Origin of the sequence: Paraburkholderia steynii (assembly GCF_900100565.1) — a bacterium.
GTDB lineage: Bacteria > Pseudomonadota > Gammaproteobacteria > Burkholderiales > Burkholderiaceae > Paraburkholderia > Paraburkholderia terrae.
The window spans coordinates 293,866-318,686 of sequence record NZ_FNDI01000003.1 but is presented as its reverse complement, the minus strand read 5'-3'; the positions used below and the strand labels follow the sequence as shown (position 1 = coordinate 318,686).

Below are 24,821 nucleotides of genomic sequence, written 5' to 3'. Positions count from 1 at the left end.
TGTCCGCCGCCCAGTCATCGAGTTCCGATGGGCTCATGTTTGACTCCTGCGATCAAAATAAAGTAATGCTTACTGGCCGCGAGCGACGCGCACGCTACCGTCGCTTTGCGCTTCGAGGCGCGCAGCTTGCGTGCGGCCAATCAGGCCTTGTTCCGGATACGAGGTCTTGTTCAGCGAAGGCAGCGTGCCGTCGCGATACGCGTCGGTGACTTCCGCGCGCACTTCTGCGCGAGACTTCGGTGCCGATGCGTTAGCCGAGTGTTGCCACCATTGATCGTTATACGACCCAGCGTGGCCAATGCCACCGCCGCCGCCGGCAAATGCCGGTGCGCTGACGAGCAGCGAGAGAGCAAGACCTGCCAGCAGATTGCGCTTCATGATTCACTCCTATCGTCTAATTCATTTGCTTCGCCGTCGTGGTCCGGCGTTGCGACAGGGTGAAATGTAGGCTTTGACGCGCGGGCGATAAACCCGGCTTTCGTGAAATGAATTGTCGCAATTTCAGAACAATCGCGGCGTGATGCCGCGATCGTCCCTTAAACAAAGGCCTGGCAGCCTATGCGACCCACTCCGACATCACCGGCGTTTTGAATTCCGGCGCGGCCTCTTTCTGCTCGAACGTGCGTTGCGTGCAGGTCTTGTCGAGGCTTGCACGGCCACTCAGCAGCGGGCAGCGATCGAAAATCTCCGCAATCCAGTCGACGAATACGCGCACTTTCGACGACAGATGCCGGCTATGCGGATACACCGCGGAGATCGGCATCGGCAGCGGTTTCAGGTCGGGCAGCACTTCGACGAGCTGGCCCGAACGCAAATGCGGCAGCACCATGAAGAGCGGCGGCTGAATCAGGCCGAAGCCTTCGAGTCCGCACGTCACATAAGCGTCCGCGTCGTTGACGGACACTACGCCCTTCATTTTCACCTCGACTTCCTTGCCGTCGACAAGGAATGACCAGTCCATAACGCGGCCAGTCCGGCTCGAAAAATAATTGACGGCCTTGTGCTGTTCGAGATCGTCGAGCGTCTGAGGAATGCCCGCGCGATCGATATACGCGGGCGCCCCGCACGTTACGCCTTCGAATAACCCTATTCTGCGTGCGACCAATGACGAATCCTGCAGCGCGCCGACCCGCACCACGCAATCCACACCTTCCTGCAGAAGATCGACCGGGCGGTCGGACAAGCCGAGTTGCAGATCGATATCCGGGTACTTCGTGTGGAATTCGCACAGCGCGGGAATCACGAGTAGTCTGCCGATCGATCCCGGCATATCGACGCGCAGCTTCCCATTCGGCTTCTTGTTGCCGCTCTGGAAACTCTGTTCCGTCTCTTCGACGTCCGCGAGAATGCGCACGCAACGCTCGTAGTACGCAGCGCCGTCCGGCGTCAGCGACAGACGGCGTGTCGTGCGATGCAAGAGGCGCGTGCCGAGAAACGCTTCGAGATTCTGAATGATCGTCGTGACGGAAGCGCGGGGTAGATCGAGCGTTTCCGCAGCCCGGGTGAAGCTGTTGGTGTCGACGACCCGGGTGAACACTTGCATGGCCTGAAGTCGGTCCATTGCAAACCTCCGAAAGAGCCGGAGCACTGTTGAAGCAGTCGCATCAGCCATTTAACGATTGGCCAAGGCGCCGAATAAAGTCATTCGATTGTTCAGGTGCTCCGAATTGTGTTGCCGGATTATAGGCATTTATTTGGAAGTCTGCTGGTCCCACAATTCGCACCATTCGATAGCTTCGCGCATTGCGCTGTTCCGACATGGATGCATTCAACCCGCGTCACACCTTTGTCCCGTCTGGCGCGAGCCTCGGCGAAAACGCCGCGTTACTCGACGTCACCGACGTGCGGATCGAAGGGTACGCACAGGACATCACACTGCGCCTTTACCGGCGAGCCGCCGCCAAAAGCGGTCTGCCGATCCTGCTCTATTTTCACGGCGGCGGTTTCGTGCGCGGCTCGATCGAGGAAGCCGACTACGCCGCGCGCTATTTCGCGCAGCACACGCCGGCGCTCGTCGTTTCCGTCGGTTATTCGCTCGCGCCGCAGTTTCCGTTTCCCGCCGCGCCCGAAGATGCGCACCGTGCAGCGCTGTGGGTACAGACACGCGCACGGGCGTTCGGCGGCAACACGAAGAAAATCGGCGTAGCGGGCCACGATGCGGGTGGCTCGCTCGCCAATTGCCTTGCGTTCATCGGCCGCGATCGCGGGGATGTGCGGATCGATGCGCAGGCTTTGTTCGGACCGATGCTCGATCCGAGCCTCACGCGTCTCGGCGACGAGAAGCGCCTGAGCTCGGACATCACGGCGAGCGAATGCGCGGCGTGTTATCGCGCGTATCTGCCGCAGGCAGCGCAACGCATCCACCCGTATGCGGCGCCGCTCGAGTCGGTGCGGCTCGCCGGCTTGCCCGCGACGCTGATTGCCACCGCGCAAAACGACGTGCTGCACGTCGAAGCGGAGAAGTACGCCAGCAATCTGATCGATGCGGGCGTGCAGACGCAGGTGGTCCGTTACCCAAGCGTGTCGCACGCGGCGCTGGCCAATCATCCGGCGGCGTTGCTCGAGGCGGTCCGATTCTTCCAGTGGCGCTTCGATGAGCGCGCACTCCGATAAACAAACTTCTATTAACTAAATTAAATCCGGAGTCTGTCATGTCTGTTTTTCCTCTCTCGCGTTCGAAGCTGGCGGTAGCGGCGCTAGCGGTGCTTGTGATTGCGGGCCTCGGCACGTTCGGCGCGATTCGCGTCGATGCGCGCGCGCCGGCGCAGTCCGCGCCGACCATCGTGCCGGAAGTCGACGTCGCCACTGTTGTGCAGAAAACCATCACCGACTGGCAAAGCTATTCGGGCCGTCTTCAGGCTGTAGAAAAGGTCGACGTGCGGCCGCTCGTGTCGGGCACGATCGTGTCCGTGAACTTCCAGGACGGCGCGCTCGTGAAGAAAGGCGACGTGCTGTTCGTCATCGATCCGCGTCCGTATCAGGCGGAAGTGGATCGTGCCGCCGCGCAGCTGGCGGCCGCGCAGTCGCGCGCGGGCTACACGCAAAGCGACTGGGAGCGCGCGCAACGGCTGATCGGCGATAGCGCCATTGCCAAGCGCGACTACGACGAGAAGCAGAACGCCGCGCGCGAAGCGACCGCGAACGTGAAGGCCGCGCAGGCCGCGCTCGAAACCGCGCAGATCAATCTCGGCTATACGAAGATCGTCGCGCCCGTGGCGGGCCGCGTGTCGCGCGCGGAGATCACGCTCGGCAACGTCGTGAACGCGGGCGCAAGCGCCGCGCCGCTGACGACGCTCGTGTCCGTCTCGCCGATCTACGCGGAGTTCGACGCCGACGAGCAGACGTACCTGCAGTACATCAGCCAGGTGAAGGGCGACAGCAAGGTGCCCGTCGAACTGGGCCTGGCCAATGAGACGGGCTATTCGCGCAAGGGCACGATCCAGTCGGTCGACAACCGCCTCGATACGTCGTCGGGCACGATCCGCGTGCGCGCGCGTTTCGACAACAGCGACGGTTCGCTCGTGCCGGGTCTCTATGCACGCGTGAAAGTGGGCGGCAGCGAGCCGCATGGCGCGCTGCTGATCGATGACGCCGCAATCGGCACGGACCAGGACAAGAAGTTCGTGTTCGTGGTCGACAAGGACGATCACGTCGCGTATCGCGAGATTCAGCCTGGCGACCTGCAAGGCAATCTGCGCGTCGTGAAGAGCGGCTTGCACGCGGGCGACCGCATCGTCGTGAACGGCACGCAGCGTGTGCGTCCGGGCGCGCAGGTTCGCGCGCACATGGTGCCGATGGGCGAGGGCGACGCGAACAGCGCGCCCGTCGCGGATGACGCGCAGGCCGACAAGCAGGCGCAGCTCGACGGAACGAAGCAGAAGCACACCGAACCGCAAGCGCAGAAGGGTACGCAAACGCAGGCACAGGCGCAGCCGCGCACGAAGGCGCGCAAGGATTCGTGATCGGTCGACCAACCGTCACCCATCCTTCGATGCATGCGCACAAGACGTAAGCGCTCCAACATCAAGAGCTTCACATGAACATATCCAAATTCTTCATCGACCGGCCGATCTTCGCTGGCGTGCTATCGGTCCTGATTCTGCTCGGGGGGCTGATCGCGGTGTTCCAGCTGCCGATCTCCGAATACCCCGAAGTGGTGCCGCCTTCCGTGGTGGTCCACGCGCAATATCCGGGCGCGAACCCGAAGGTGATCGCCGAGGCCGTTGCGTCGCCGCTCGAAGAGCAGATCAACGGCGTCGAGAACATGCTGTACATGCAGTCGCAGGCCAATAGCGACGGCAATCTGACGTTGACGGTCACGTTCAAGCTCGGCACGAATCCCGATCTCGCGACGCAGCTGGTGCAAAACCGCGTGAATCAGGCGCTGCCGCGTCTGCCGGAAGACGTGCAGCGTCTCGGTGTGACGACGATCAAGAGCTCGCCGACGCTGACGATGGTCGTGCATTTGATCTCGCCGAACGACCGCTACGATATGACGTATCTGCGCAACTACGCGCTGCTCAACGTGAAGGACCGCCTGGAGCGGATCAAGGGCGTCGGGCAGGTGCAGCTGTGGGGTGCGGGCGATTACGCGATGCGCGTGTGGCTCGATCCGGCGAAGGTCGCGCAACGCAATCTGACGGCGATGGAAGTCGTCAATGCGATTCGCGAGCAGAACATTCAGGTGGCGGCGGGCGTGATCGGTGCATCGCCTTCCGTGCCGGGCACGCCGCTGCAATTGTCGGTGAATGCGCGCGGTCGTCTGAAAACAGAAGCGGAGTTCGGCGACATCGTTGTGAAGACGGCGCCCGATGGCGCGGTCACGTACCTGAAAGATATTGCGCGTGTCGAACTCGCGGCTTCGGAATACGGCTTGCGCTCGCTGCTCGACAACAAGCCGGCCGTTGCAATGGCGATCAACCAGTCGCCGGGTGCGAACTCGCTGCAGATTTCCGACGAAGTGCGCGCGACGATGAAGGAACTCGCCGCGGACTTCCCGGCGGGTGTCGAGTACAAGATCGTCTATGACCCGACGCAGTTCGTGCGTTCGAGTATCGAAGCCGTCGTACACACGCTGCTCGAAGCGATTGCGCTCGTCGTGATCGTGGTGATCGTGTTCCTGCAGACGTGGCGCGCGTCGATTATTCCGCTGATCGCCGTGCCTGTGTCGATTGTCGGTACGTTCTCGCTGCTGCTGGCGTTCGGTTTCTCGATCAACGCGCTGTCGCTGTTCGGAATGGTGCTCGCCATCGGTATCGTGGTCGACGATGCGATCGTGGTGGTGGAGAACGTCGAGCGGAACATTGAAAGCGGTTTGAGCGCGAGAGATGCGACCTACAAGGCCATGCAGGAAGTGAGCGGGCCGATTATCGCTATCGCGCTGACACTGGTCGCCGTGTTCGTGCCGCTCGCGTTCATGACGGGCCTGACGGGCCAGTTCTACAAGCAGTTCGCGATGACGATTGCCATCTCGACGGTGATCTCGGCGTTCAACTCGCTCACGCTGTCGCCCGCTTTGTCGGCGCTGCTGCTGCGCGGCCACGACGTGAAGGAAGACTGGCTGACGCGCGCGATGAACCGCGTGCTGGGCCCGTTCTTCAGGGGCTTCAACAAGGTGTTCCATCGCGGCTCGGAAAGCTATGGGCGCGGCGTGAACGGCGTGCTCAAGCGTAAGGGCGCGATGCTCGTCGTGTACGCGGTGCTGCTGGGGCTGACGGTACTCGTGTCGCGTGCCGTGCCGGGCGGTTTCGTGCCGGCGCAGGACAAGGAGTATCTGATCGCGTTTGCGCAGTTGCCCAATGGTGCATCGCTCGATCGCACCGAGAAGGTGATTCGCGACATGGGCGCGATCGCGCTGAAGCAGCCGGGCGTCGAAAGCGCGGTGGCGTTCCCGGGTCTGTCGGTGAATGGCTTCACGAACAGTTCGAGCGCAGGCATTGTGTTCGTTACGCTCAAGCCGTTCCATGACCGCAAGGGCAAGGCGCTGTCGGCGGGTGCGATTGCGGGCGCGCTGAACCAGCAATACGGCGCGATCAAGGATTCGTTCGTCGCCGTGTTCCCGCCGCCACCCGTGCTCGGTCTCGGTACGCTCGGCGGCTTCAAGATGCAGCTGGAAGATCACGGCGCAGTCGGTTACACAGAGCTGAACAAGGCGACGGAAGCGTTCGTCAAGAAGGCTGCGACGACACCCGAACTCGGCCCGACGTTCTCGAGCTATCAGATCAACGTGCCGCAGGTGAACGTCGATCTCGACCGTGTGAAGGCGAAGCAGCTGGGCGTGCCCGTGACGGACGTGTTCAGCACGATGCAGGTGTATCTCGGCTCGCTGTACGTGAACGACTTCAACCGTTTCGGCCGTGTGTACCAGGTGCGTGTGCAGGCGGACGCGCCGTATCGTCAGCAGGCCGACGACATCCTGCAACTGAAGACGCGCAACGTGAATGGCGACATGGTGCCGTTGTCGTCGCTGGTGACGGTGACGCCGACGTATGGTCCGGAAATGGTCGTGCGCTACAACGGCTACACGGCAGCCGATATCAACGGCGGCCCGGCGCCCGGCTTCTCGTCGGGTGAAGCGCAGGCAGCCGCCGAGCGCATCGCGGCGCAAGTGTTGCCGAAGGGTGTGAAGCTCGAATGGACCGACCTGACGTATCAGCAGATCATCGCGGGCAACGCGGGGCTGTGGGTGTTCCCGATCAGCGTGCTGCTGGTGTTCCTCGTGCTGGCTGCGTTGTACGAGAGCCTGACGCTGCCGCTCGCAGTGATCCTGATCGTGCCGATGAGCGTGCTGTCCGCGCTGGCGGGTGTGTGGCTGACGCAGGGCGACAACAACATCTTCACGCAGATCGGTTTGATGGTGCTGGTGGGGCTGGCGTCGAAGAACGCGATTCTGATCGTCGAGTTTGCGCGTGAACTGGAGCACGACGGACGCACGCCGCTGCAGGCCGCCATCGAAGCAAGCCGCATGCGTTTGCGGCCGATTTTGATGACGTCGATCGCGTTCATCATGGGCGTGGTGCCGCTGGTGGTGTCGAGCGGCGCGGGTTCCGAAATGCGTCACGCGATGGGTGTGGCCGTGTTCTTCGGGATGCTGGGTGTGACGCTGTTCGGCCTGATGCTGACGCCGGTGTTCTACGTGGTGCTGCGTACGTTGGCGGGCGGCAAGATTCACGTCGCGCAAAAGGACTCGCCGCATCTCGTCGCGCATACGACGGACGCCTGATGGAGAAAATGACAATGAAAAGCTTTGAACAGATGAGCGGCCTGGGTCGCGCGGCGGCAAGTACGCTGCTGATGTTGCTGCTCGCGGCGTGCTCGCTCGAGCCGACTTACAAGCGTCCCGACTCGGCGACGCCCGCGGCCTTCAAGGAAGCACCAGTGTCGGCAACGACGACGGATGCAGCGGCGACGCCGCTGCCGGCGAGCGAAGCGGGCACGTGGAAGACGGCTGAGCCCGCAGAAGAAGCGCATCGCGGCGAATGGTGGACGATTTTTGGCGATTCGACGCTCAACGATCTGGAAAAGCAGGCCGCCGATGCGAACCAGAACCTGAAGGCAGCCGCGGCGCGCGTGCAGGAATCGCGCGCGCTGACGCAGCAGGCGCGGGCCGACTGGTTCCCGTCGTTCGATGCGGGCTTTGGCCCGACGCGCGAGCGTCTGTCGCCCGCTTCGCAGTTCCTGCCGAACGACACGCATGTGCCGACGCAAACGCTGTGGCGCGCACAGGTGACGGCTGCGTATGAAGTCGATCTGTTTGGCCGCGTCAGTTCGAACGTGAACGCCGCGCGTGCCGACCAGGCGCAGAGCGAAGCATTGTTCCGCTCGGTGCAGCTCGCGTTGCAGGCGGACGTCGCGCAGAACTACTTCCAGTTGCGCGAATTCGACACGCAGTTGAGCTTGTATCGTCAGACGGTGACGTTGCGTGAGGACGCATTGAAACTCGTCGAACGCCGCTTCAACGAAGGCGACATCAACGAGCTCGATGTGTCGCGCGCCCGCAATGAACTGGCGACGGCGCGCGCCGATGCCGTCGGCGTAGCGCGTCAGCGCGCGGCGTCCGAGCACGGCCTCGCGATTTTGCTCGGCAAGGCGCCGGCGGACTTCTCGTTCCCCGAGACGCCACTTGCGCCTGTGACGGCGCGCGTGCCTGCTGGATTGCCGTCTGCGCTGCTCGAGCGTCGGCCGGATATTGCGGCGGCGGAGCGCGCGATGGCGGGCGCGAATGCTCGGATCGGCCTTGCCAAATCTGCGTTTTTCCCGAAGCTCGATATCACGGGTGCGTTCGGTTACGAGTCGACGACGCTTGGCGATCTGTTCCAGTGGTCGAGCCGGGCGTTCCTGCTCGGTCCGTTTGCGGGCACGGCGCTGACGGTGCCGCTGTTTGACGGCGGACGTCGCAAGGCGAATCTCGCGAATGCGCGCGCGAAGTATGACGAGGATGTGGCGCAGTATCGTCAGCAGGTGCTCGTGGCGTTTCGTGAAGTTGAGGACAACTTGTCCGATCTGCGTTTGCTTGGGGATCAGACGCGTGAGCAGAGTGACGCCGTCAACGCGTCGAAGCGGGCGGAGCATTTGTCGCAGACGCAGTATCAGGAAGGGCAGGTTGCGTATCTGGATGTGATTGATGCGCAGCGGCAGACGCTGCAGTCGCAGTTGCAGTTGAGTCATCTTGCTGGCACGCAGGCTGTCGCGACGGTTAACTTGATTCGCGCGCTCGGCGGGGGGTGGGGTGATGTGAAGGCGGATGTCGGTAGCGGCGACGGCGCGCAAGCGCAGCAGGTGGCGAAGCAGTAGGTTTTTTTTTTGCTGCGCAGGCGTCCGCATTATGCCTTTTCGCTGGCATCCGCGATTTGTTAGCGTGCTTCAAGCGTCGCCCCTGTGCGGGGCGGCACCTACTTTTCTTTGCCGCCGCAAAGAAAAGTAGGCAAAAGAAAGCGGCTAACACCGCCAGTTCTTGTTCCTGCCTGAGGGCCCCCAAAGGTTCTTACGCTTCGCACGGCAACCACGTGACCCACGTTCGTTGCCAGCGCTCTTGCGCTGCGCCTCACCCGCTTCACGCGCCCGCGCTGCATCATGCCGAGCCAGATATTCCACGGCCGCCCAGGTGGCAAACTGTGTGTAGGTCGTAGTGCCTCGCACGCTTCACTTCGGACCCGATAGCGCACGCTCCACCCTGTAAGAGCGCCAAGCTATACCTCGCGACAACCTACACACAGTTTGCCACCTGGGCGGCACATACCATTCGCTACCGCTTGCACATGTACGGGTATTTGAAGCGGGTGAGGCGCTCATTCGGAGCGTTGGCAACGAACGCGAACAGGAAGGCTGCCGTGTGAAGCGTAAGAACCTTTGGGGGCCCTCAGGCAAACACAAGAATTAGCGGTGTTAGCCGCTTTCTTTTGCCTACTTTTCTTTGCGGCGGCAAAGAAAAGTAGGTGCCGCCCCGCACAGGGGCGACGCGTGAAGCAGGCTAACGAATCGCGGATGCCAGCGCAAAGGCCAAAACACCAAACGGCAACGCGTCGAGCACCAAACCAAACCGCGGATGCCAGCGCAAAGGCCAAAACACCAAACGGCAACGCGTCGAGCACCAAACCAAACCGCGGATGCCAGCGCAAACGCCAAAACACCAAACGGCAACGCGTCAAGCACCAAACCAAACCGCGGATGCCAACGCAAAGGCAAACAACACACCGCCCACAGCGTGCATCCCTGCACGCCCCTCCCGGGACACGTCCCCAAATTTCTTTGTACACTTGAAGCCGTTTCGCGGCAGCGATCCAGCCATCGCACTGCGACTTCACATCCACCTCGAGGTCACCGGCTTTGCAGTTCAAACTTCCAACCACAGCTACCGCGCCGTTCTGCCCATCCGAGGTGCAGGGCACCGTCACCGTCACGCAGTCCGCCCCATTCTGGAAAAAAATCCTTCAATTCGCAGGTCCCGGCCTGCTGGTATCGATCGGTTACATGGACCCCGGCAACTGGGCCACCGACATCGAAGCCGGCTCGCGCTACGGATATAGCCTGCTGTTCGTGGTTGTGCTGTCGAGCCTCGCGGCAATGGTGCTGCAGTGCCTCAGCATGCGCCTTGGCATCGTGACAGGCCGCAATCTCGCGGAACTATCGCGCACGCGTTACTCGCCGGGCATCGCGCGTATTCAATGGCTCCTCGCCGAACTGTCGATCATCGCCTGCGATCTCGCCGAAGTGCTGGGCGGCGCGCTCGCGTTTCATCTGCTGTTCAAATGCTCGCTGACGGTCGGCGTGATCCTCACCGCGTTCGACACGCTGATCGTGCTCGGCCTGAAGGGCAAGAATTTCCGCGACCTCGAAGCGATCATGCTCGGTCTGGTTGCGACCATCGGCGTCGGATACGTCATCGAACTGGCGCTGGTTCATCCGCACTGGCCGTCCGTTGCGGCCGGGCTCGTGCCGTCGTGGCAAGCCATCAGCGAACGCGAGCCGCTTTATCTCGCGATCGGCATTCTCGGCGCGACGGTGATGCCGCATAACCTGTATCTGCATTCGTCCATCGTGCAGACGCGCGCGATCAAGCGCGATCGCGAGGGCATCGCGGGTGCGATCTCGCTGTCGCGCATCGACACGATCGTCGCGCTCATTCTCGCGCTGCTGATCAATGCCGCGATCCTGATTCTCGCAGCGGCCGCGTTCCATTCGACAGGGCACACCCAGGTCACCGAAATCGAGGACGCCTACCGGTTGCTCGCGCCCATCGTCGGCACGGGCTTCGCGGCCGTGCTGTTCGCGATCACGCTGCTGGCGTCGGGGCAAAGCTCGACGTTCACGGGCACGGTGGCCGGGCAGGTCATCATGGAAGGCTTTCTGCAACTGAAGATTCCGTGCTACCAGCGGCGCTTCATCACGCGCGCGCTCGCGTTGATTCCCGCGCTGGTCGGTGTGCAGATGCTCGGCAATGGCGCCGTCGGGCAGTTGCTCGTCGCGAGTCAGGTGGTGCTGAGCCTGCAGCTGCCGTTCGCGCTCTATCCGCTGATCCGCATGACGAACGACCGCGCGCTGATGGGTGAATTCACGAACCGGCTGCCGACGCGTGTCCTCGCGTGGGGGCTGTTTGCCGTAATCAGCGCGGCCAATATCTGGCTTGTCGTGCAGACGTTCGGGTTCGCAGGCTGAGCTTTGAAGCACACATAAAAAGCACGCATAAAACACGGACGAAAAAAAGCCGGTCTCGCGAGACCGGCTTCAAAGTAATGCGTAGCTTCGGATGGACTGAGCGATGCGCGGCGCTAGGCCGCCAACGCAGTTTCCTCGAGCATCTGTTCTTCGAGTACTTCGATTTCTTCCGCGACTTGCGGCACGGATACGATGTCCTTCTCCGCCTCGCGCTTCGCGGCGGCGGCCTTCTTCGTCTTGCCCGCGCGCGACGGCGGCTGGCAGGCGCCGCACACGACGTTGTGCTGCAGGTCGTGCTTGTGCGCGACAAACTTTCCGCTGCAACGGCAGCAGGGCGTCAGTTGCAGGATCTCGGCGTCGAAGAAACGCACGAGCGTCCATGCGCGCGTCAGGTCGAGCACCGGCTCGGTTTCGCTATGACGGCAATGCTCCAGATACAGGCGATAACCCTTGGTCAGCGCGTCCAGGTGCGAGCAGCGCGCTTCGTTCTTCAGGAACAGGTACGTGTTGTAGAACAGCGATGCGTGGATGTTCGCGAGCCACGTCATGTACCAGTCCGCCGAGAACGGCAGCATGCCCTTCGGCGGCGATACGCCCTTGACCTCGCGGTACAGGCGGATCATCCGGTCGCGCGACAGCGTCAGCTCGCTTTCGAGCACCTGCATGCGCGCGCCCAGTTCAATCAGCGCGATCGCGCGGAACACTTCCTGCGCGTCTTCGGTAAGGCTCTTTTTCAGCATGGCAGTCCTCTCCGGTCTTAAGCGAACTGCTCTGCGGGCTGTCCTGCCAGCAGGATCGCGGCATGCGTCGATGCCACCTCCGCGTGACGGGACGTGTGCGTCAACGCCGACAACATCGTGTGGTCGTTGAAGCGGAAGAAGCACAAAAGCTGATCGGAGCTGGCCAGCTTGACGATCTGCGCGAGCGACAGCCCGGCAAGAATATCAGCCAGCTCCGATGACAAGCCCAGGCGGAACATGCCGACTGCCTTGTCCTCGCGCAACATGCGTTGTGCGAGCATGATGTAAGACAAATTGATTTCGCGGATTGAATCCAGCGTCTCGCTGCTACGGTCCATTTTCTCTTTTCCGAAGCCCCGAATTACTTATGTCGGCATTTTCTGCCGTTATGGTCTTATGCCCCGCCGGACACTGAGGATTTCCGGCGTCAACTTGGTGCACAGATACAACCAGCCAACCTTTGATACAACCCGTTACATTTCGTAACAGCTTGGGCGGAATTGTATGAACAGGATTTCCAGAAATCAATACCTTTCTCAAAAAAAAGATACGACAAAACAACAGTCGTTTCGGTAACTCTTTCACGGCGACGTCATAATCGCCAGGCAGGCGGAAAACGTTTGCAACGGGCTCCGGTTAAACCCTTGTCAGATAAGGCCTCAAGCAAGAGTTTCCGATTAACGCATGCAACTTGGCTTATGCGAAAATCATATTAGTTCAGAAAGCCGGGAGAAAGAAAACAAAAAACCGGCAGGTAAAAAATACGCTGCCGGTTAGCGGATGAGGGATAACCCGAGATGTAACGAAAAGGAGTTACAAACAGGGAAGAAAGTGTAACGAGTGCGGCCGCAGTTGTTACAGACTCACCCGGAGTTTGTAACGGGTCAGCAGCCGGTTTGGCGGATACGCTCGACTTCCAGTCCGAAAAGGGGGCGCAGCCGCGTGCCGATGACGTTGCCGGCGAACGCGGCGACGAGCCACAGCCAGCCATGCAGGCTGCCTGACACGATGCCGCTGAAATACGCGCCGATGTTACAACCATAGGCCAGCCGGGCGCCGTAGCCGAGCATCAGGCCGCCCACGACGGCGGCGATAAGGGATCGCATGTGTACGCGCCACAGAGGCGCGTAGCGGCCCGCTAAAGCGGCCGCAGCCATCGCGCCGAGCACGATGCCCGCATCCATTACGCTCGTGACATCGCGTGTAACGGACGATGTGAGGGCGGTGGCATTCGTGTGAGAACTCCAGTAAGGCCAACTGGCGACGTCGATGCCCGCCAGCGAGAAGAGCTTCGCGCCCCACAGCGCGAATGCCGAAGTCACGCCCCACGGACGGCCGGACAGCGCGAGCGTCGCGAAGTTGAGCAGCGCGAGCGCGACTGCGCCGGCGAACAGCGGCCACGGTCCGTGCAGCCACGGCGACGCGTTGGCGGCGCGCGGCGCGTCGTCGACGAGGCGCCCGTGACGGCGCTTTTCGATCACGACCGTCAGCGCGGCAATCGCCGCGAACACGGCAAGATTGACCGCGATCGCCCAGCTGGCGCCCAGAGTTGTAACAAGCGACGTCGGTTTGAGCGACGGCAGCGCGGTCCAGAACGGCATATGCGCGGTGGCGACCACTGAGCCCACGATGAACGCCGCAAGCGTCACCAGCATCCGCGTGCTGCCGCCGCCGACCGTGTACAGCGTGCCCGACGCGCAGCCGCCGCCGAGCTGCATGCCGATCCCGAACATGAACGCGCCGACGATCACCGACGTGCCCGCGGGCGACACCAGCCCCGCGACGGGATGGCCGAACAGCGACCCCGCCGACAGCGCCGGAAAGAACAGCAACACGCCGATGCCGAGCATCAGCATTTGCGCGCGCAGGCCGGCGCCGCGGCCATCGGCGATGAACACGCGCCACGCGGACGTGAAGCCGAACGCCGCGTGATACAGCGACATGCCGAGCAGCGCGCCGACCACGTAGAGCGCCGCCTGCCGGCCGCTGACGGTTTGCGCGAGATAGACTGCGCCGAGCGCGATGAGAAGGAGCGAGAAGGCGAGCGGCTTCGGATTGATGTCGAAGCGGCGCGGAAGCGGTGTGGCGAGATCGGACATGACGAACGTTGTGCGAGCGTGTGGATGGTGCGGAGCGCGTGAGCACGGCGACAGAGTGTGCCGTGCGTGGCCGCGATACGGATGGTGAAGATATCCGGCTTCGGGTGCCGATTTGCAACCGGAAGCCTGTCAAACAACATAGCACGTTGTGACGGATGATGCCGGGCGTGGCCCGCTAGCTGGCCACTTGTCGGGGCGGTTCGCAGCGCGTTCGAGGCGCACCGCGGAGTCGTAAGACCTATTTTGCGTCGTGAAAAATCACCCCAAGCGTATGCCGATGCCCCGAGCGCAACCGGCTCACGCCATGCCGCATGTGTACCCGATATGCGCCGCGCGCGCCCTGCACGGGCCGGTGATGCACCGCAAAGATCACCGCATCGCCCTTGCGCAGCGGCACGACTTCCGCGCGCGACTGCATGCGCGGACGTTGCTCCGTCAGAACGAACTCACCGCCCGTGAAATCCTTGCCCGGCTCGGACAGCAGGATCGCGAGCTGCAAAGGAAAAACGTGCTCGCCATACAGGTCCTGATGGAGGCAGTTGTAGTCGCCAGCCGTGTATTGAAGGATCAGCGGCGTCGGACGCGATTGCCCGGCCTGGTGACAGCGGCGCAGGAGGGCGGCGTGCGTCGGCGGAAACTGGACGTCGATGCGCATGGCTTCGTTCCATGCGTTCGCGAGCGGTGCGAGACGCGGATAGACGGCCGTGCGCAACGCGTCGACCACGTCGGGCAGCGGGTAGTCGAAGTATTTGTACTCGCCGCGCCCGAAACCATGCCGCGCCATCACGACGCGGCTGCGATACAGGTCGTCGCGCGGATAGAGGGAGCTTAGGGCGTCGCACGCTTCGGCGCTCAGCAGGCCTTCGAGCGTTGCGCAGCCGTGCGCGTCCAGTTCGGCTGAAGCATGCGTCCAGTCGATCGCGTCGACGCGTCGTTCGATCGACTGAGGCGTGGCGATTGCAGGCGCGGGCCTACGCTGGCCTTTGCCCAGTGGTTCATCGCCGCTGAACAGCGTGGCTTGAGTGTCGAATGCGAAATCTTGCATGAGCGGCTCCGTATCGGCTTCGGTCTTTTCGATGCCACCCACTCTACCCAAGCGGCGGTGCTTGCACACCCCGGGACTTGCTCTCTCATTCGCCGCGTGGTCGTCGATCAGATCAGAACGGGGACTGCCTGCATGCGGATACGTTCCTTGATGAAGCAAGAGAAGCAAAAAAAATGGCCTCGACTTCCTGAACAAAGTCGAGGCCGTAAACATCGCCACCCTGACCGACCGTTGCGGAGACAGCCCATCTCCAACGGCAGATGACGATGACCCTTGGTTTCCCATGAAGCCACGAGCGTTGCGCAGTTCATCGTGACGGGATCAACAGATGAGTGTCCGTCTGTGCCCAATGACACCGGGCCAATTTCAGGTACGCCTATGTTCTCTGCACGCGCATTTCTTTTTCGCCCCTGCGGACCACCGTTGCCGGCTCCGTTCAATGGCCTGCCTTGCAATGGACTCCATGTCACCGACGCTTAGCGAACTGGCAATGGTCTGTGCATAGGCGTGGTGCTGTCTCGTCAGTGGTGCCGCCAGGTCTTTGGCATCCAGGTACCGAAGCAGCGCAATTCTTTTGTGCCCGCATTGAATGCTATGGTCATATAGCGCCAGCGCCGCCATTGCGTCGCGCTTCTTCCCGACATCCTCGACTAAAGTTCTCGTGTCAGATCGTTTCATTGGGAACGGTGCTGTGATCGAATACGCGTGAGACGGCGGTCACGGCAATTCGTGGCCAACTCAGGATAAGCATCCAGTCGGCGGACAGTATCGGTTTCACGCTAAAGCGCGGCAATCCCTCTTGGGGATATACCACTCTGTAGGTAGTACACAATCGTCGCGACACCTCGCGCGGGGCATTGATCGTGCCGCGCCTCCCGGCGATCCTGTTGTCGGCCGCGACCTTCCCGGTAGCGCTGCGCCGCTCGACGTCGGCGCCGCACTATCAATCAACCTTCGTCAACAGAAAACATGGTAGGTCTCGCCATGACATCTACATCCGGTCTCAACAAGAAGTCGCCCGGAATATGTCCCGCCAGGATCGCGCGAATGCGCTTGCTTGCCCCCGTGATGACTCCCGATACCCACAAAGAGGGAGCCCCCTCTGGCAGATTGCAAGGCGCAGTTGACGGACCATACTAGAGACACGAATCGTCAAAACCTTGCAGCGGAGCCGCATCATGGAAAGCCGGAATTTCCTGACCCACCAGCAGATCTTCGACCGCGCTGTCGACCATCTTTTCGGCCAGGGCCGCGCAGCGCTGCTGCCACATGGAGGCGGTGCTTATCGCGGCTATTGCGGCGGGTGTCCCGTTGGCAGCTTCATCAAGCCACGCGATTACATGACCGCAATGGAAGGCGTGCCCGTCCGCTATATCGGCAAAGCGTCATCGGACGCGATACCCGCTTATATGGATGTCGGCATCGCGGCATTGAGAAGGGCGCTGCTTCGTGCCCATGTCAATGTCTACGATCCCGTGACGATCGAGTTGCTCAGCACCTTGCAGAACGTGCATGACGTGTTCGGCAAATGGGAATGGCGTGAGCGGCTTCAGTCGATCGCCCGACAGTTTGGTCTGTCGGCCGAACTGGTCAAGGCGGCGGCCTGATTGCCAGAGCTGGCGGAACACGGAAATCATGTACGGGCGAGTGAGGTGACGATCATGAACATGCAGCAACAGTCTTTACGCGAACTCGTCGAGAAATGGCTGGCGCCGACTTCGGCAACGCCCTTTCGAGTGACCCAGTTCAGCCGCACGCGCGATAGCAACAGGCGCTACGTCTGTGTCGAAGTGGCGCGGCCGGCGTGTTCCGTGGCCATCATGTTCTTTCGGCATGCCGATGGCGCGTGGCGCGTATTTCCGCCCCGCCGCGAGGGCCCGGCAATGGCCTGCCAGAAAGCCGCGTGACGCGCGCAGCGCTGCCGCGCTTGACCTATGATGAAACTGTCGGCCAGCCGTCTTCAGGCCGGTCCAGGTATGAGGAATAGGACGTGGAGCCTGTCAACACCGTATTGCTGATCGACGATCACGCGCTGTTCCGCAAGGGCGTCGCGCAACTGATCCAGATGAACCCGGCGTTTCGTGTTGTTGGCGAAGCGTCGTCAGGACGGGTGGGTGTTGACCTCGCGGTCCGGCTCAAGCCCGACGTCGTTCTGATCGACCTCAACATGCCGGAAATGAGCGGTATCGAGACGCTCGAGATGATGAAGCAGCACAACGTCGACGCACGCTTTCTGATGCTGACAGTGTCGGACAACGAACGCGACGTGGTGGCCGCACTACGCGCCGGCGCAAGCGGCTATCTGCTCAAGGACATGGAGCCGGAAGAACTGTGCATCAATTTGCAGAAGGCGCTGCAGGGAACGGCCGTGCTCAGCGAGGCGATCACGGGCAAGCTGTTTCATGCGCTGTCTGCCGGGCAGCCTCTCCCCGCTAACGAGTCGGGCCTTTCCGGGCGTGAGCAGGAGGTACTGGACTATCTGGTGGAAGGGCTATGCAACAAGGAGATTGCCCGAAAGCTCGATATCAGCGTCGGGACTGTCAAGGTTCACGTCAAACATCTGCTGCACAAACTCGATCTTCATTCCAGAGTCGAAGCCGTCGTGTGGCATCACGAGCGCCACGCGCGCCGCAATCCGCCGCGGGCGTGAGTCCTCTTCCTCGTCAGCCACTGATACTATTCGCACTGCGGAACCCCCGCGGCGCAGTCCTGCCGCGAATCCCGTTGCCGATAGCCGATAGTCAAGTGTAGAGCCGAGCGATGAAGAGCGAGATAAACGACGAACTGCCCAGCGGTCCCGTGGACGAGTTGGGCGATGGAAGGTCGATTGAGTCATTCCTGGGCAAGGTCGTCAAAGAGCACCGTACGAATCAGGGGCTGACGATTGCCGACCTGGCCGAGCAAAGCGGCCTGTCGCGAAGCATGGTGTCGAAGATCGAAAACGGGCAGGTGTCGACCAGCCTCGATTCGATCGTCAGCATTGCGCGCGCACTCGGCATTTCGATCTCCGCGATGTTCAAGAACTTCGAGCATCGCGAGGGCAATGCGCAGCATGTCAAATCCGGCAAGGGCATGGAGGTCGTGCGGCGCGGCACGACGAAGGGACATACCTATCATCTACTGGCCTATGACCAGGGGCCCGTCAAGCTGTTCGAGCCGTTTCTCATCACCATGGACGATGAAGCCGAGGTGTTCCCGACCTTCGAGCATCCCGGCACGGAGTTCATCTACATGCTGCAAGGCAAGATGGAATATCGCCATGGCAATCGCAGCTATCTGCTGCAGCCCGGCGACGCGCTGACCTTTCGCGGCTCCGTCGCGCATGGACCCGAGCGCTTGATCAAGCTGCCGATCCGTTTCATCACCGTGATCATGTACGGCCAGTCGCCCGACCTGGATACCTGAACGCCCGTCTGACCGGGCAAATCTCGCGATAGCTGCGCGCGCATCCATGCGCGCCGATTGCACTATCGATTCCCCGTCACTTCCATCGACATGCAGATACGTGCAGGGATAGTCGCGGCTATCGCCTGGGGACCAGGTGATACGCGCCTGGCGATACTCCTTGAGGTGTACGGGTGTTTCCTGACAGGAAAAAAAGTTTATTGTCATTGACACACAAGTTTCGGCTGGCTAATGTTGTCACCAATGGTTCCTCTTCGAATCAATGCACAACATGTCCTCCAATACACACCGCTTCACGCTGACTCTGTCCTGCCCCGATCGCATCGGGATTGTGTCTGCTGTAAGCACATTCCTTGCCGAGCATCGGGCGTGGATCATCGAGGCCACCCATCATGCCGACGAAATCGAGAAGCGCTTCTTCATGCGCCACGAGATCGTCGCGGAGTCGCTGCCCTTCGGCATCAACGGGTTCCGGGATCGCTTCGCCCACATCGCGAGAGAGTTTGCGATGGACTGGAAGATCTCTGACAACTCAGTCAAGAAGCGGGTCGTGATACTCGTGTCGAAGCTCGAGCACTGTCTCTACGACCTGCTCGCGCGCTGGAAAGCGGGCGAACTCGACATCGAGATTCCGTGCGTGATCTCGAACCACGACACATGGCGCAGCTTTGTCGAATGGCATGGCATTCCGTTCCATCACGTGCCCGTCACGCCTGACAACAAGGCGCAGGCTTATGACGAGGTGCAACGGCTGTTCGAGGATGCGCGCGCCGACACGATGGTGCTCGCGCGTTACATGCAGGTTCTTTCGCCGAAGCTTTGCGCGGCTTATCCGGGGCGAATCATCAACATCCACCATTCGTTCCTGCCGAGCTTCGTTGGCGCGAAGCCTTATCACCAGGCCTACGGGCGCGGCGTGAAGCTGACGGGCGCGACCTGCCACTACGTGACGGAAGAGCTCGACCAGGGGCCGATCATCGAGCAGGACGTGATTCGCATCCGCCACTCGGACCGGCCGGATGACCTCGTGCGCCTGGGCCGCGATATCGAGAAGGCCGTATTGGCGCGAGGCTTGCGTTATCACCTCGAGGATCGCGTGCTGATCCACGGTAACAAGACCATCGTGCTGCGGTAATCGCGTAGCCGTCTTCCATCGAACAGGTCGTTAAGCCGCCCCCAGCGGGGCTGGCCAAAGGAGCGTTTTATGCCATGGCGTCTCGTCCGCTTCGCTCTCTCAAAGAAACATCCCGAACCGAGGATGTTCACGAGACACGACACTTTGCGTCGTTCATATGACGTTGTGATCATCGGCGCAGGGGGCCACGGTCTCGCGTCGGCCTACTATCTCGCGAAAGAGCACGGCATCACGAATGTGGCCGTGCTGGAGAAGGGGTATATCGGAGGAGGTAATACCGGGCGTAACACCACGATCATCCGCTCGAACTATCTGACGCCCGAGGGCGTGCAGTTCTATGACGAGTCGGTGAAGCTGTGGCAGGACCTGTCGCAGGACTTCGATCTCAATCTGTTCTATTCGACGCGCGGTCACTACACGCTTGCCCATACCGATTCGGCGATGCGTACGATGCGCTGGCGCGCGGAAGTCAACAAGCACTACGGGGTGGACTCCGAGGTCGTGGGTCCGAACGAGGTGAAAAAGGCCGCGCCGATGATCGACATCTCGTGCGGCGGCGTCGCGCCCATCATGGGCGCGCTGTATCACGCGCCGGGCGCGGTCGCGCGGCACGATGCCGTTGCCTGGGGTTACGGGCGAGGCGCGGACCAGCGCGGCGTCGAAATCCATCAGCAGACGGAGGTGCTCGGCATCGACGTGGTGGGCGGCAAGGTCAAGGGCGTGAAGACCTCGCGCGGCTATATCTCGACGAACAAGGTGCTGTGCGCGGTGGCGGGCTCGACGCCCCGTGTCACAGACATGGTCGGCCTGCGCACGCCCATCTACATCCATCCGCTGCAAGCAATGGTGAGCGAGCCGCTCAAGCCCTGGCTCGATCCGATTCTCGTCTCGGGCAGTCTGCACGTCTACATCAGCCAGTCGGCGCGCGGCGAACTCGTGATGGGCGCTTCGCTCGATCCCTACGAACTGCATTCGACACGCTCGACGCTCGATTTCGTGGAAGGACTCACCTCGCACATGCTCGAGATGTTCCCGTTCCTGTCGCAAGCCAAGGTGATGCGCCAATGGGCGGGGATGGCCGACATGACACCCGACTTCGCGCCGATCATGGGCAAGACGCCTGTCGAAGGCTTCTACCTGGATTCGGGCTGGGGCACCTGGGGTTTCAAGGCCACGCCGGTGTGCGGCAAGACGATGTCCCACACGGTCGCGAACGACGCCACCCATCCGCTCATCGAGAGCTTCTCGCTCGACAGGTTCCGCCGCTTTTCGCTCACGGGCGAAAAGGGCGCGGCATCCGTTGGCCACTAAGCTGGAGAACGACGATGAAAATCATGACCTGTCCGGTAAATGGCGCGCGGCCGGTGTCGGAGTTCGCCTACTGGGGCGAGATTCGTCACGAGCCTGATCCGACCCAGGCGAGCGATGCTCAATGGGCTGACTATGTGTTTTGCCGCAACGGCGCACCGGGCGTGAAGCAGGAGTGGTGGTGCCATACGCCGAGCAATACATGGTTCATTGCCGAGCGCGACACCGCGAAAGATCTCGTGCTGCGCACGTGGCTTGCCGGCGAGGAGGCCTGAATGCGTCTGACTCCTCACCGCGGCGAATGGATCGAGCGCGATACACGCATCGATTTCTCGTATGAAGGCAAGCAGTACAGCGGCCTCATCGGCGACACGATCTCGAGCGCACTGTGGGACTCGGGCCTGCGCGTGCTCGGCCGCAGCTTCAAGTATCACCGCCCGCGTGGCGTCCTTTCGCTCGCCAATCACGATGTCAATGTGATGCTGCAGGACGGCGCGCGGCTGAACGTGCGCGCCGATGTGACGGCATTGACGCCGGGCGGCAACTGGTATTCGGTGAATACGTTCGGCGGCGTGGAAGGCGATCGTGCGCGCGTCGTCGGCAAGCTCGCGGCGTTTCTGCCTGTCGGCTTCTACTACAAGGCGTTTTATAGCAAGCGCTGGTTTCCGCGCTGGGAGCGCATGTTCCGCACGATGACGGGTCTCGGCAAGGTCGATTTCGACGCGCCGCATATCCGCACACCGAAGCGATATGGCTTTTGCGACGTGCTGGTGATCGGGGCGGGTCCATCCGGTTTGTCGGCGGCGCTCGCGGCGGCCGGGGAAGGCGCTGACGTCGTGATCGTCGATGAGAACGCGCGCATCGGCGGCAGCGGTGGCTATCAGCTGGGCGGCGACGAGAAGCGTTTCGACGAGATCCATGAACTGGCGAACGCCGTGCTCGGCCATCCGCGTATCCGCGTGATGACGGGTACGCTCGCGGCAGCCTACTACGCGGACCTGTGGGTGCCGCTCGTGAATGCGACGTGTATCACGAAGATGCGCGCGAAAGCCGTGATCGTCGCGAGTGGCGCGTTCGAGCAACCCGCCGTGTTTCGCAACAACGACCTGCCGGGCGTGATGCTGGCGTCGGCGGCGCAGCGCCTTGCCTATCGTTATGCCGTTGCGCCCGGCAAGCGGGCCGTCGTGCTCGCCGCCAATGCCGACGGCTACCGCGCGGCGCTCGACATGCTGGCGCGTGGCATCGAAGTCGTTGCCGTGGTGGATCTGCGCGCATCGCATGCAAGCGATGACCTCGAGCGCGATCTCAGGGCGAAGGGCGTCGATGTACTGACTTCGAGCTGTGTCGTCGAGGCCGTGCCGGATCGATCGGGCGAACGGCTGACGGGCGTGCGCGTCGGCGCGTTTTCGACGAACAACGGCCTGCGCTATTCGACGACAACGACCCGTCTGATCGAATGCGACACGCTGCTGATGAGCGTCGGCTGGTCGCCTGCCGCGAACCTGCTGTATCAGGCGGGCACGAAGATGCACTTCGATCACGATGTGCAGCAGTTCGTGCCGGAGCAATTGCCGCCCGGGGTGTTCGCATGCGGCCGCGTGAACGGCGTGTACACGCTCGATAGCAAGCTGCGTGACGGCGCGCGCGCAGGCGCGCAGGCGGCAGCGCATAGCGGCAACGGCGACGGCAAGGCAGGCGAAGCCGCGCAACTGCGTCTCCTGGAACGGGAATCGCCATCGCATCCCTGGCCGATCGTGGGCCACGCGTCCGGCAAGAACTTCGTCGACTTCGACGAAGACCTGCAACTGAAAGACTTCGAAAACGCGGTGCAGGAAGGCTTCGACAACATCGAACTGTTGAAGCGCTTCTCGACCAACGGCATGGGGCCGAGCCAGGGCAAGCATTCGAACATGAATGGCCTGCGCATCCTCGCGCGTCTGACGGGCAAGGAGCCCCAGGAGGTCGGCACGACGACGGCGCGGCCGTTCTTTCATCCCGTGCCGATGTCGCATCTCGCCGGGCGCGGCTTCAACCCGGAACGGCGCACGCCGCTGCACGCGCAGCACCAGTTGCTCGGCGCAGTGTGGATGCCGGCGGGCGTCTGGCAGCGCCCCGAGTACTACGCCGTCGCGGGCAAGGAGCGCGCGGTCTGCATCGAGGAAGAGGCGCTCGCCGTGCGCAACGGCGTGGGCATCATCGACGTGGGCACGCTCGGGAAGATCGAAGTGCGGGGGCCACAGGCCGCGGAGTTCCTCGAACGCGTGTACGTGTCGAAGTACGCGGGCCTGAAACCTGGCATGACCCGTTACGCCGTGATGTGCGATGAGTCCGGCGTGGTGATCGACGATGGCGTGATCGCGCGTCTCGCCGACGACCACTTCTACTTCACCACCACGACGTCGGGCGCGGCGGCCATCTATCGCGAGCTGTCGCGGCTCAACACGATCTGGCGGCTTGACTGCGGCATCGTCAACGTGACGGGCGCGTTCGCTGCGGTGAATCTCGCGGGGCCCGCATCGCGCGCCGTGCTCGGCAAGCTCGTCGATCTCGATCTGTCGCCGGCGGCCTTCCCGTACCTCGGCGTTCGCGCGACGGGCATTGCCCTCGATCAGAACCGCGTGCCTGCACGTCTGATGCGCGTGGGTTTCGTCGGCGAATGGGGATACGAAATCCATATTCCCGCCGAGTACGGCGCGGCGCTGTGGCGCACGCTGCTCGAAGCGGGACGTGAACACGGCATTCGTCCATTTGGCGTCGAAGCGCAGCGTCTGTTGCGGCTCGAGAAGGGGCACGTGATCGTGAGCCAGGACACCGATGGTCTGACGACACCGCGCGACGCCGGCATGGAATGGGCCGTGAAGATGGACAAGCCGTTCTTCGTCGGCAAACGCAGCCTGCAGATCATCGACAAGCTGCCTGCCAAACAGCGCCTTGTCGGCTTCGCGCTCGATGCAGGCGTGCGCGATGCCGGTCTGCGCGAGTGTCATCTCGTGATCGAACGCGGCGAGATAGCGGGCCGTGTCACGAGTGTCGCGTGGAGCGCGACGCTGCAAAAGACGATCGGCCTTGCGTTCGTGCGGCCCGACCAGGCCGAGCCCGGCACGCGCATCAGCTTCCGCGCGAGCGGCGGCCGGATGGTATCCGCGACGGTGGTGCCGACACCGTTCTATGACCCTGAGAGCGAGCGTCAAAAAGACGCCGTAACAACAAAGGCCGCCGCGCCGAAGAAGGAGACAGCATGAACGCACCACTTCGGATGAGCCCCGTATGCGACGCCTGGAAGACGGCAAGCGCGCAATGGAGCGTGCGGGAGAACATGCGCGTCGAGGAGCGAGTCGATGCCGCCGACAGCACGCGTGCCGCGACGCTCGGCATCGCCGATGTCTCCTTCCTGTTTCGCACCGGCTTCAAGGGGCAGGGCGTAGCGGCGTGGCTGCAGGCCCAGGACATCCCCGTGCCGGAGCAGCCCAACAGCTGGGCGCCCCTCGCGGGCGGCGGCGTCGTGTTGCGGCTCGGCGTCTCCGAATACCTGATCGAAGACGGACTGACGCAAGGTAGTTCGGCAAGGATGGCGCATCTCGATACGCCCATGCACGTGTACCCCGTGCTTCATCAGGATGCGGCGTTCGTGCTGTGCGGCAATGCCGTGAATGAACTGCTGCTGCAAACCTGCAATGTCAATTTTGGCGCGCTCGATCTGGCTGCCCGGCCAGTCGTGCTGACATCGATGGCGGGTGTCGCCGTCACCGTCATGCCAGGCGCCCGGGCAGGCAAGCCTTACTACCGGGTATGGGCCGACGGCACATACGGCCTGTATCTGTGGGAGACGCTGGCGGGTATCGCCGGCGAGCTGGGCGGCGGGCCAGTCGGGGTCGCCGCGATCACGGATATCGACCAGTCGGCAACCCCGTAGCGAGCAAGTAGTCGACGCGGGC

20 protein-coding genes are annotated in these 24,821 nt (G+C 62.2%); 14 read left to right on the top strand and 6 right to left on the bottom strand.

Going from position 1 to position 24,821, the window contains the following annotated elements:
• Nucleotides 1-69: 69 nt before the first annotated feature.
• Nucleotides 70-378 (bottom strand): DUF4148 domain-containing protein, encoded by a 309-nt coding sequence (locus BLT65_RS07845; protein ID WP_042306528.1) that lies wholly within the window; start codon nucleotides 376-378, stop codon nucleotides 70-72.
• Nucleotides 379-556: 178 nt separating this feature from the next.
• Nucleotides 557-1,561, bottom strand: coding sequence for a LysR family transcriptional regulator (locus BLT65_RS07840; protein WP_091776660.1), 1,005 nt, complete (start codon nucleotides 1,559-1,561; stop codon nucleotides 557-559).
• Nucleotides 1,562-1,758: 197 nt separating this feature from the next.
• On the opposite strand from BLT65_RS07840, the gene BLT65_RS07835 reads away from it, so the two are divergent.
• From BLT65_RS07835 to BLT65_RS07815, 5 genes are all read left to right on the top strand, one after another.
• Nucleotides 1,759-2,613, top strand: a complete 855-nt coding sequence (locus tag BLT65_RS07835) for an alpha/beta hydrolase (RefSeq protein WP_042306526.1) — start codon at nucleotides 1,759-1,761, stop codon at nucleotides 2,611-2,613.
• Between the two features lie 38 nt (nucleotides 2,614-2,651).
• Nucleotides 2,652-3,962, top strand: a complete 1,311-nt coding sequence (locus BLT65_RS07830) for an efflux RND transporter periplasmic adaptor subunit (protein WP_042306525.1) — start codon at nucleotides 2,652-2,654, stop codon at nucleotides 3,960-3,962.
• Nucleotides 3,963-4,036: 74 nt separating this feature from the next.
• Entirely contained in the window at nucleotides 4,037-7,222 is a 3,186-nt protein-coding gene (locus BLT65_RS07825; RefSeq protein WP_042306524.1) for an efflux RND transporter permease subunit, read from the top strand.
• Between the two features lie 14 nt (nucleotides 7,223-7,236).
• Nucleotides 7,237-8,793: an efflux transporter outer membrane subunit gene (locus BLT65_RS07820; RefSeq protein ID WP_091776658.1), complete on the top strand. Its 1,557-nt coding sequence runs from the start codon at nucleotides 7,237-7,239 to the stop codon at nucleotides 8,791-8,793.
• A 1,032-nt stretch (nucleotides 8,794-9,825) separates the two neighbouring features.
• Nucleotides 9,826-11,154, top strand: coding sequence for an Nramp family divalent metal transporter (locus BLT65_RS07815; RefSeq protein ID WP_042306523.1), 1,329 nt, complete (start codon nucleotides 9,826-9,828; stop codon nucleotides 11,152-11,154).
• Nucleotides 11,155-11,267: 113 nt separating this feature from the next.
• On the opposite strand, the gene flhC is transcribed toward BLT65_RS07815, so the two are convergent.
• From flhC to BLT65_RS07795, 4 genes are all read right to left on the bottom strand, one after another.
• Nucleotides 11,268-11,894, bottom strand: coding sequence for a flagellar transcriptional regulator FlhC (gene flhC / locus BLT65_RS07810; protein WP_007585799.1), 627 nt, complete (start codon nucleotides 11,892-11,894; stop codon nucleotides 11,268-11,270).
• 17 nt (nucleotides 11,895-11,911) lie between these two features.
• Entirely contained in the window at nucleotides 11,912-12,232 is a 321-nt protein-coding gene (gene flhD, locus BLT65_RS07805) for a flagellar transcriptional regulator FlhD (protein ID WP_007585797.1), read from the bottom strand.
• A gap of 546 nt (nucleotides 12,233-12,778) precedes the next feature.
• Entirely contained in the window at nucleotides 12,779-13,993 is a 1,215-nt protein-coding gene (locus tag BLT65_RS07800) for a YeeE/YedE family protein (protein WP_042306522.1), read from the bottom strand.
• Between the two features lie 238 nt (nucleotides 13,994-14,231).
• A complete protein-coding gene (locus tag BLT65_RS07795) occupies nucleotides 14,232-15,038 on the bottom strand; it encodes a 2OG-Fe(II) oxygenase (protein ID WP_244186452.1) in 807 nt (268 codons plus the stop codon).
• 1,178 nt (nucleotides 15,039-16,216) lie between these two features.
• On the opposite strand from BLT65_RS07795, the gene BLT65_RS07785 reads away from it, so the two are divergent.
• The 9 genes from BLT65_RS07785 (at nucleotide 16,217) to BLT65_RS47845 (ending at nucleotide 24,799) form a co-directional block, all read left to right on the top strand.
• Nucleotides 16,217-16,645 carry a hypothetical protein gene (locus BLT65_RS07785; RefSeq protein WP_091776656.1) on the top strand — a complete coding sequence of 143 codons (429 nt, stop codon included), beginning with the start codon at nucleotides 16,217-16,219 and terminating at the stop codon, nucleotides 16,643-16,645.
• A 54-nt stretch (nucleotides 16,646-16,699) separates the two neighbouring features.
• Nucleotides 16,700-16,945 (top strand): hypothetical protein, encoded by a 246-nt coding sequence (locus tag BLT65_RS07780; protein ID WP_042306557.1) that lies wholly within the window; start codon nucleotides 16,700-16,702, stop codon nucleotides 16,943-16,945.
• An 83-nt stretch (nucleotides 16,946-17,028) separates the two neighbouring features.
• Nucleotides 17,029-17,688, top strand: a complete 660-nt coding sequence (narL, locus tag BLT65_RS07775) for a two-component system response regulator NarL (RefSeq protein WP_042306519.1) — start codon at nucleotides 17,029-17,031, stop codon at nucleotides 17,686-17,688.
• A 110-nt stretch (nucleotides 17,689-17,798) separates the two neighbouring features.
• Nucleotides 17,799-18,443 (top strand): helix-turn-helix domain-containing protein, encoded by a 645-nt coding sequence (locus BLT65_RS07770; protein WP_042306518.1) that lies wholly within the window; start codon nucleotides 17,799-17,801, stop codon nucleotides 18,441-18,443.
• Between the two features lie 262 nt (nucleotides 18,444-18,705).
• A complete protein-coding gene (gene purU / locus BLT65_RS07765) occupies nucleotides 18,706-19,578 on the top strand; it encodes a formyltetrahydrofolate deformylase (RefSeq protein WP_007585790.1) in 873 nt (290 codons plus the stop codon).
• Between the two features lie 123 nt (nucleotides 19,579-19,701).
• Nucleotides 19,702-20,889, top strand: a complete 1,188-nt coding sequence (locus BLT65_RS07760) for an FAD-dependent oxidoreductase (RefSeq protein WP_229514783.1) — start codon at nucleotides 19,702-19,704, stop codon at nucleotides 20,887-20,889.
• A gap of 14 nt (nucleotides 20,890-20,903) precedes the next feature.
• Nucleotides 20,904-21,161, top strand: a complete 258-nt coding sequence (locus tag BLT65_RS07755; protein ID WP_007585788.1) for a sarcosine oxidase subunit delta — start codon at nucleotides 20,904-20,906, stop codon at nucleotides 21,159-21,161.
• The gene (locus BLT65_RS07750) at nucleotides 21,162-24,128 is read left to right on the top strand and encodes a glycine cleavage T C-terminal barrel domain-containing protein (protein WP_091776654.1); all 2,967 of its coding nucleotides are present in this window, start codon (nucleotides 21,162-21,164) and stop codon (nucleotides 24,126-24,128) included.
• Complete coding sequence (locus BLT65_RS47845; RefSeq protein WP_091776652.1) at nucleotides 24,125-24,799, top strand: hypothetical protein; 675 nt, start codon at nucleotides 24,125-24,127, stop codon at nucleotides 24,797-24,799. The genes BLT65_RS07750 and BLT65_RS47845 overlap by 4 nt, the downstream gene beginning before the upstream one ends.
• The last annotated feature ends 22 nt before the right edge of the window (nucleotides 24,800-24,821 follow it).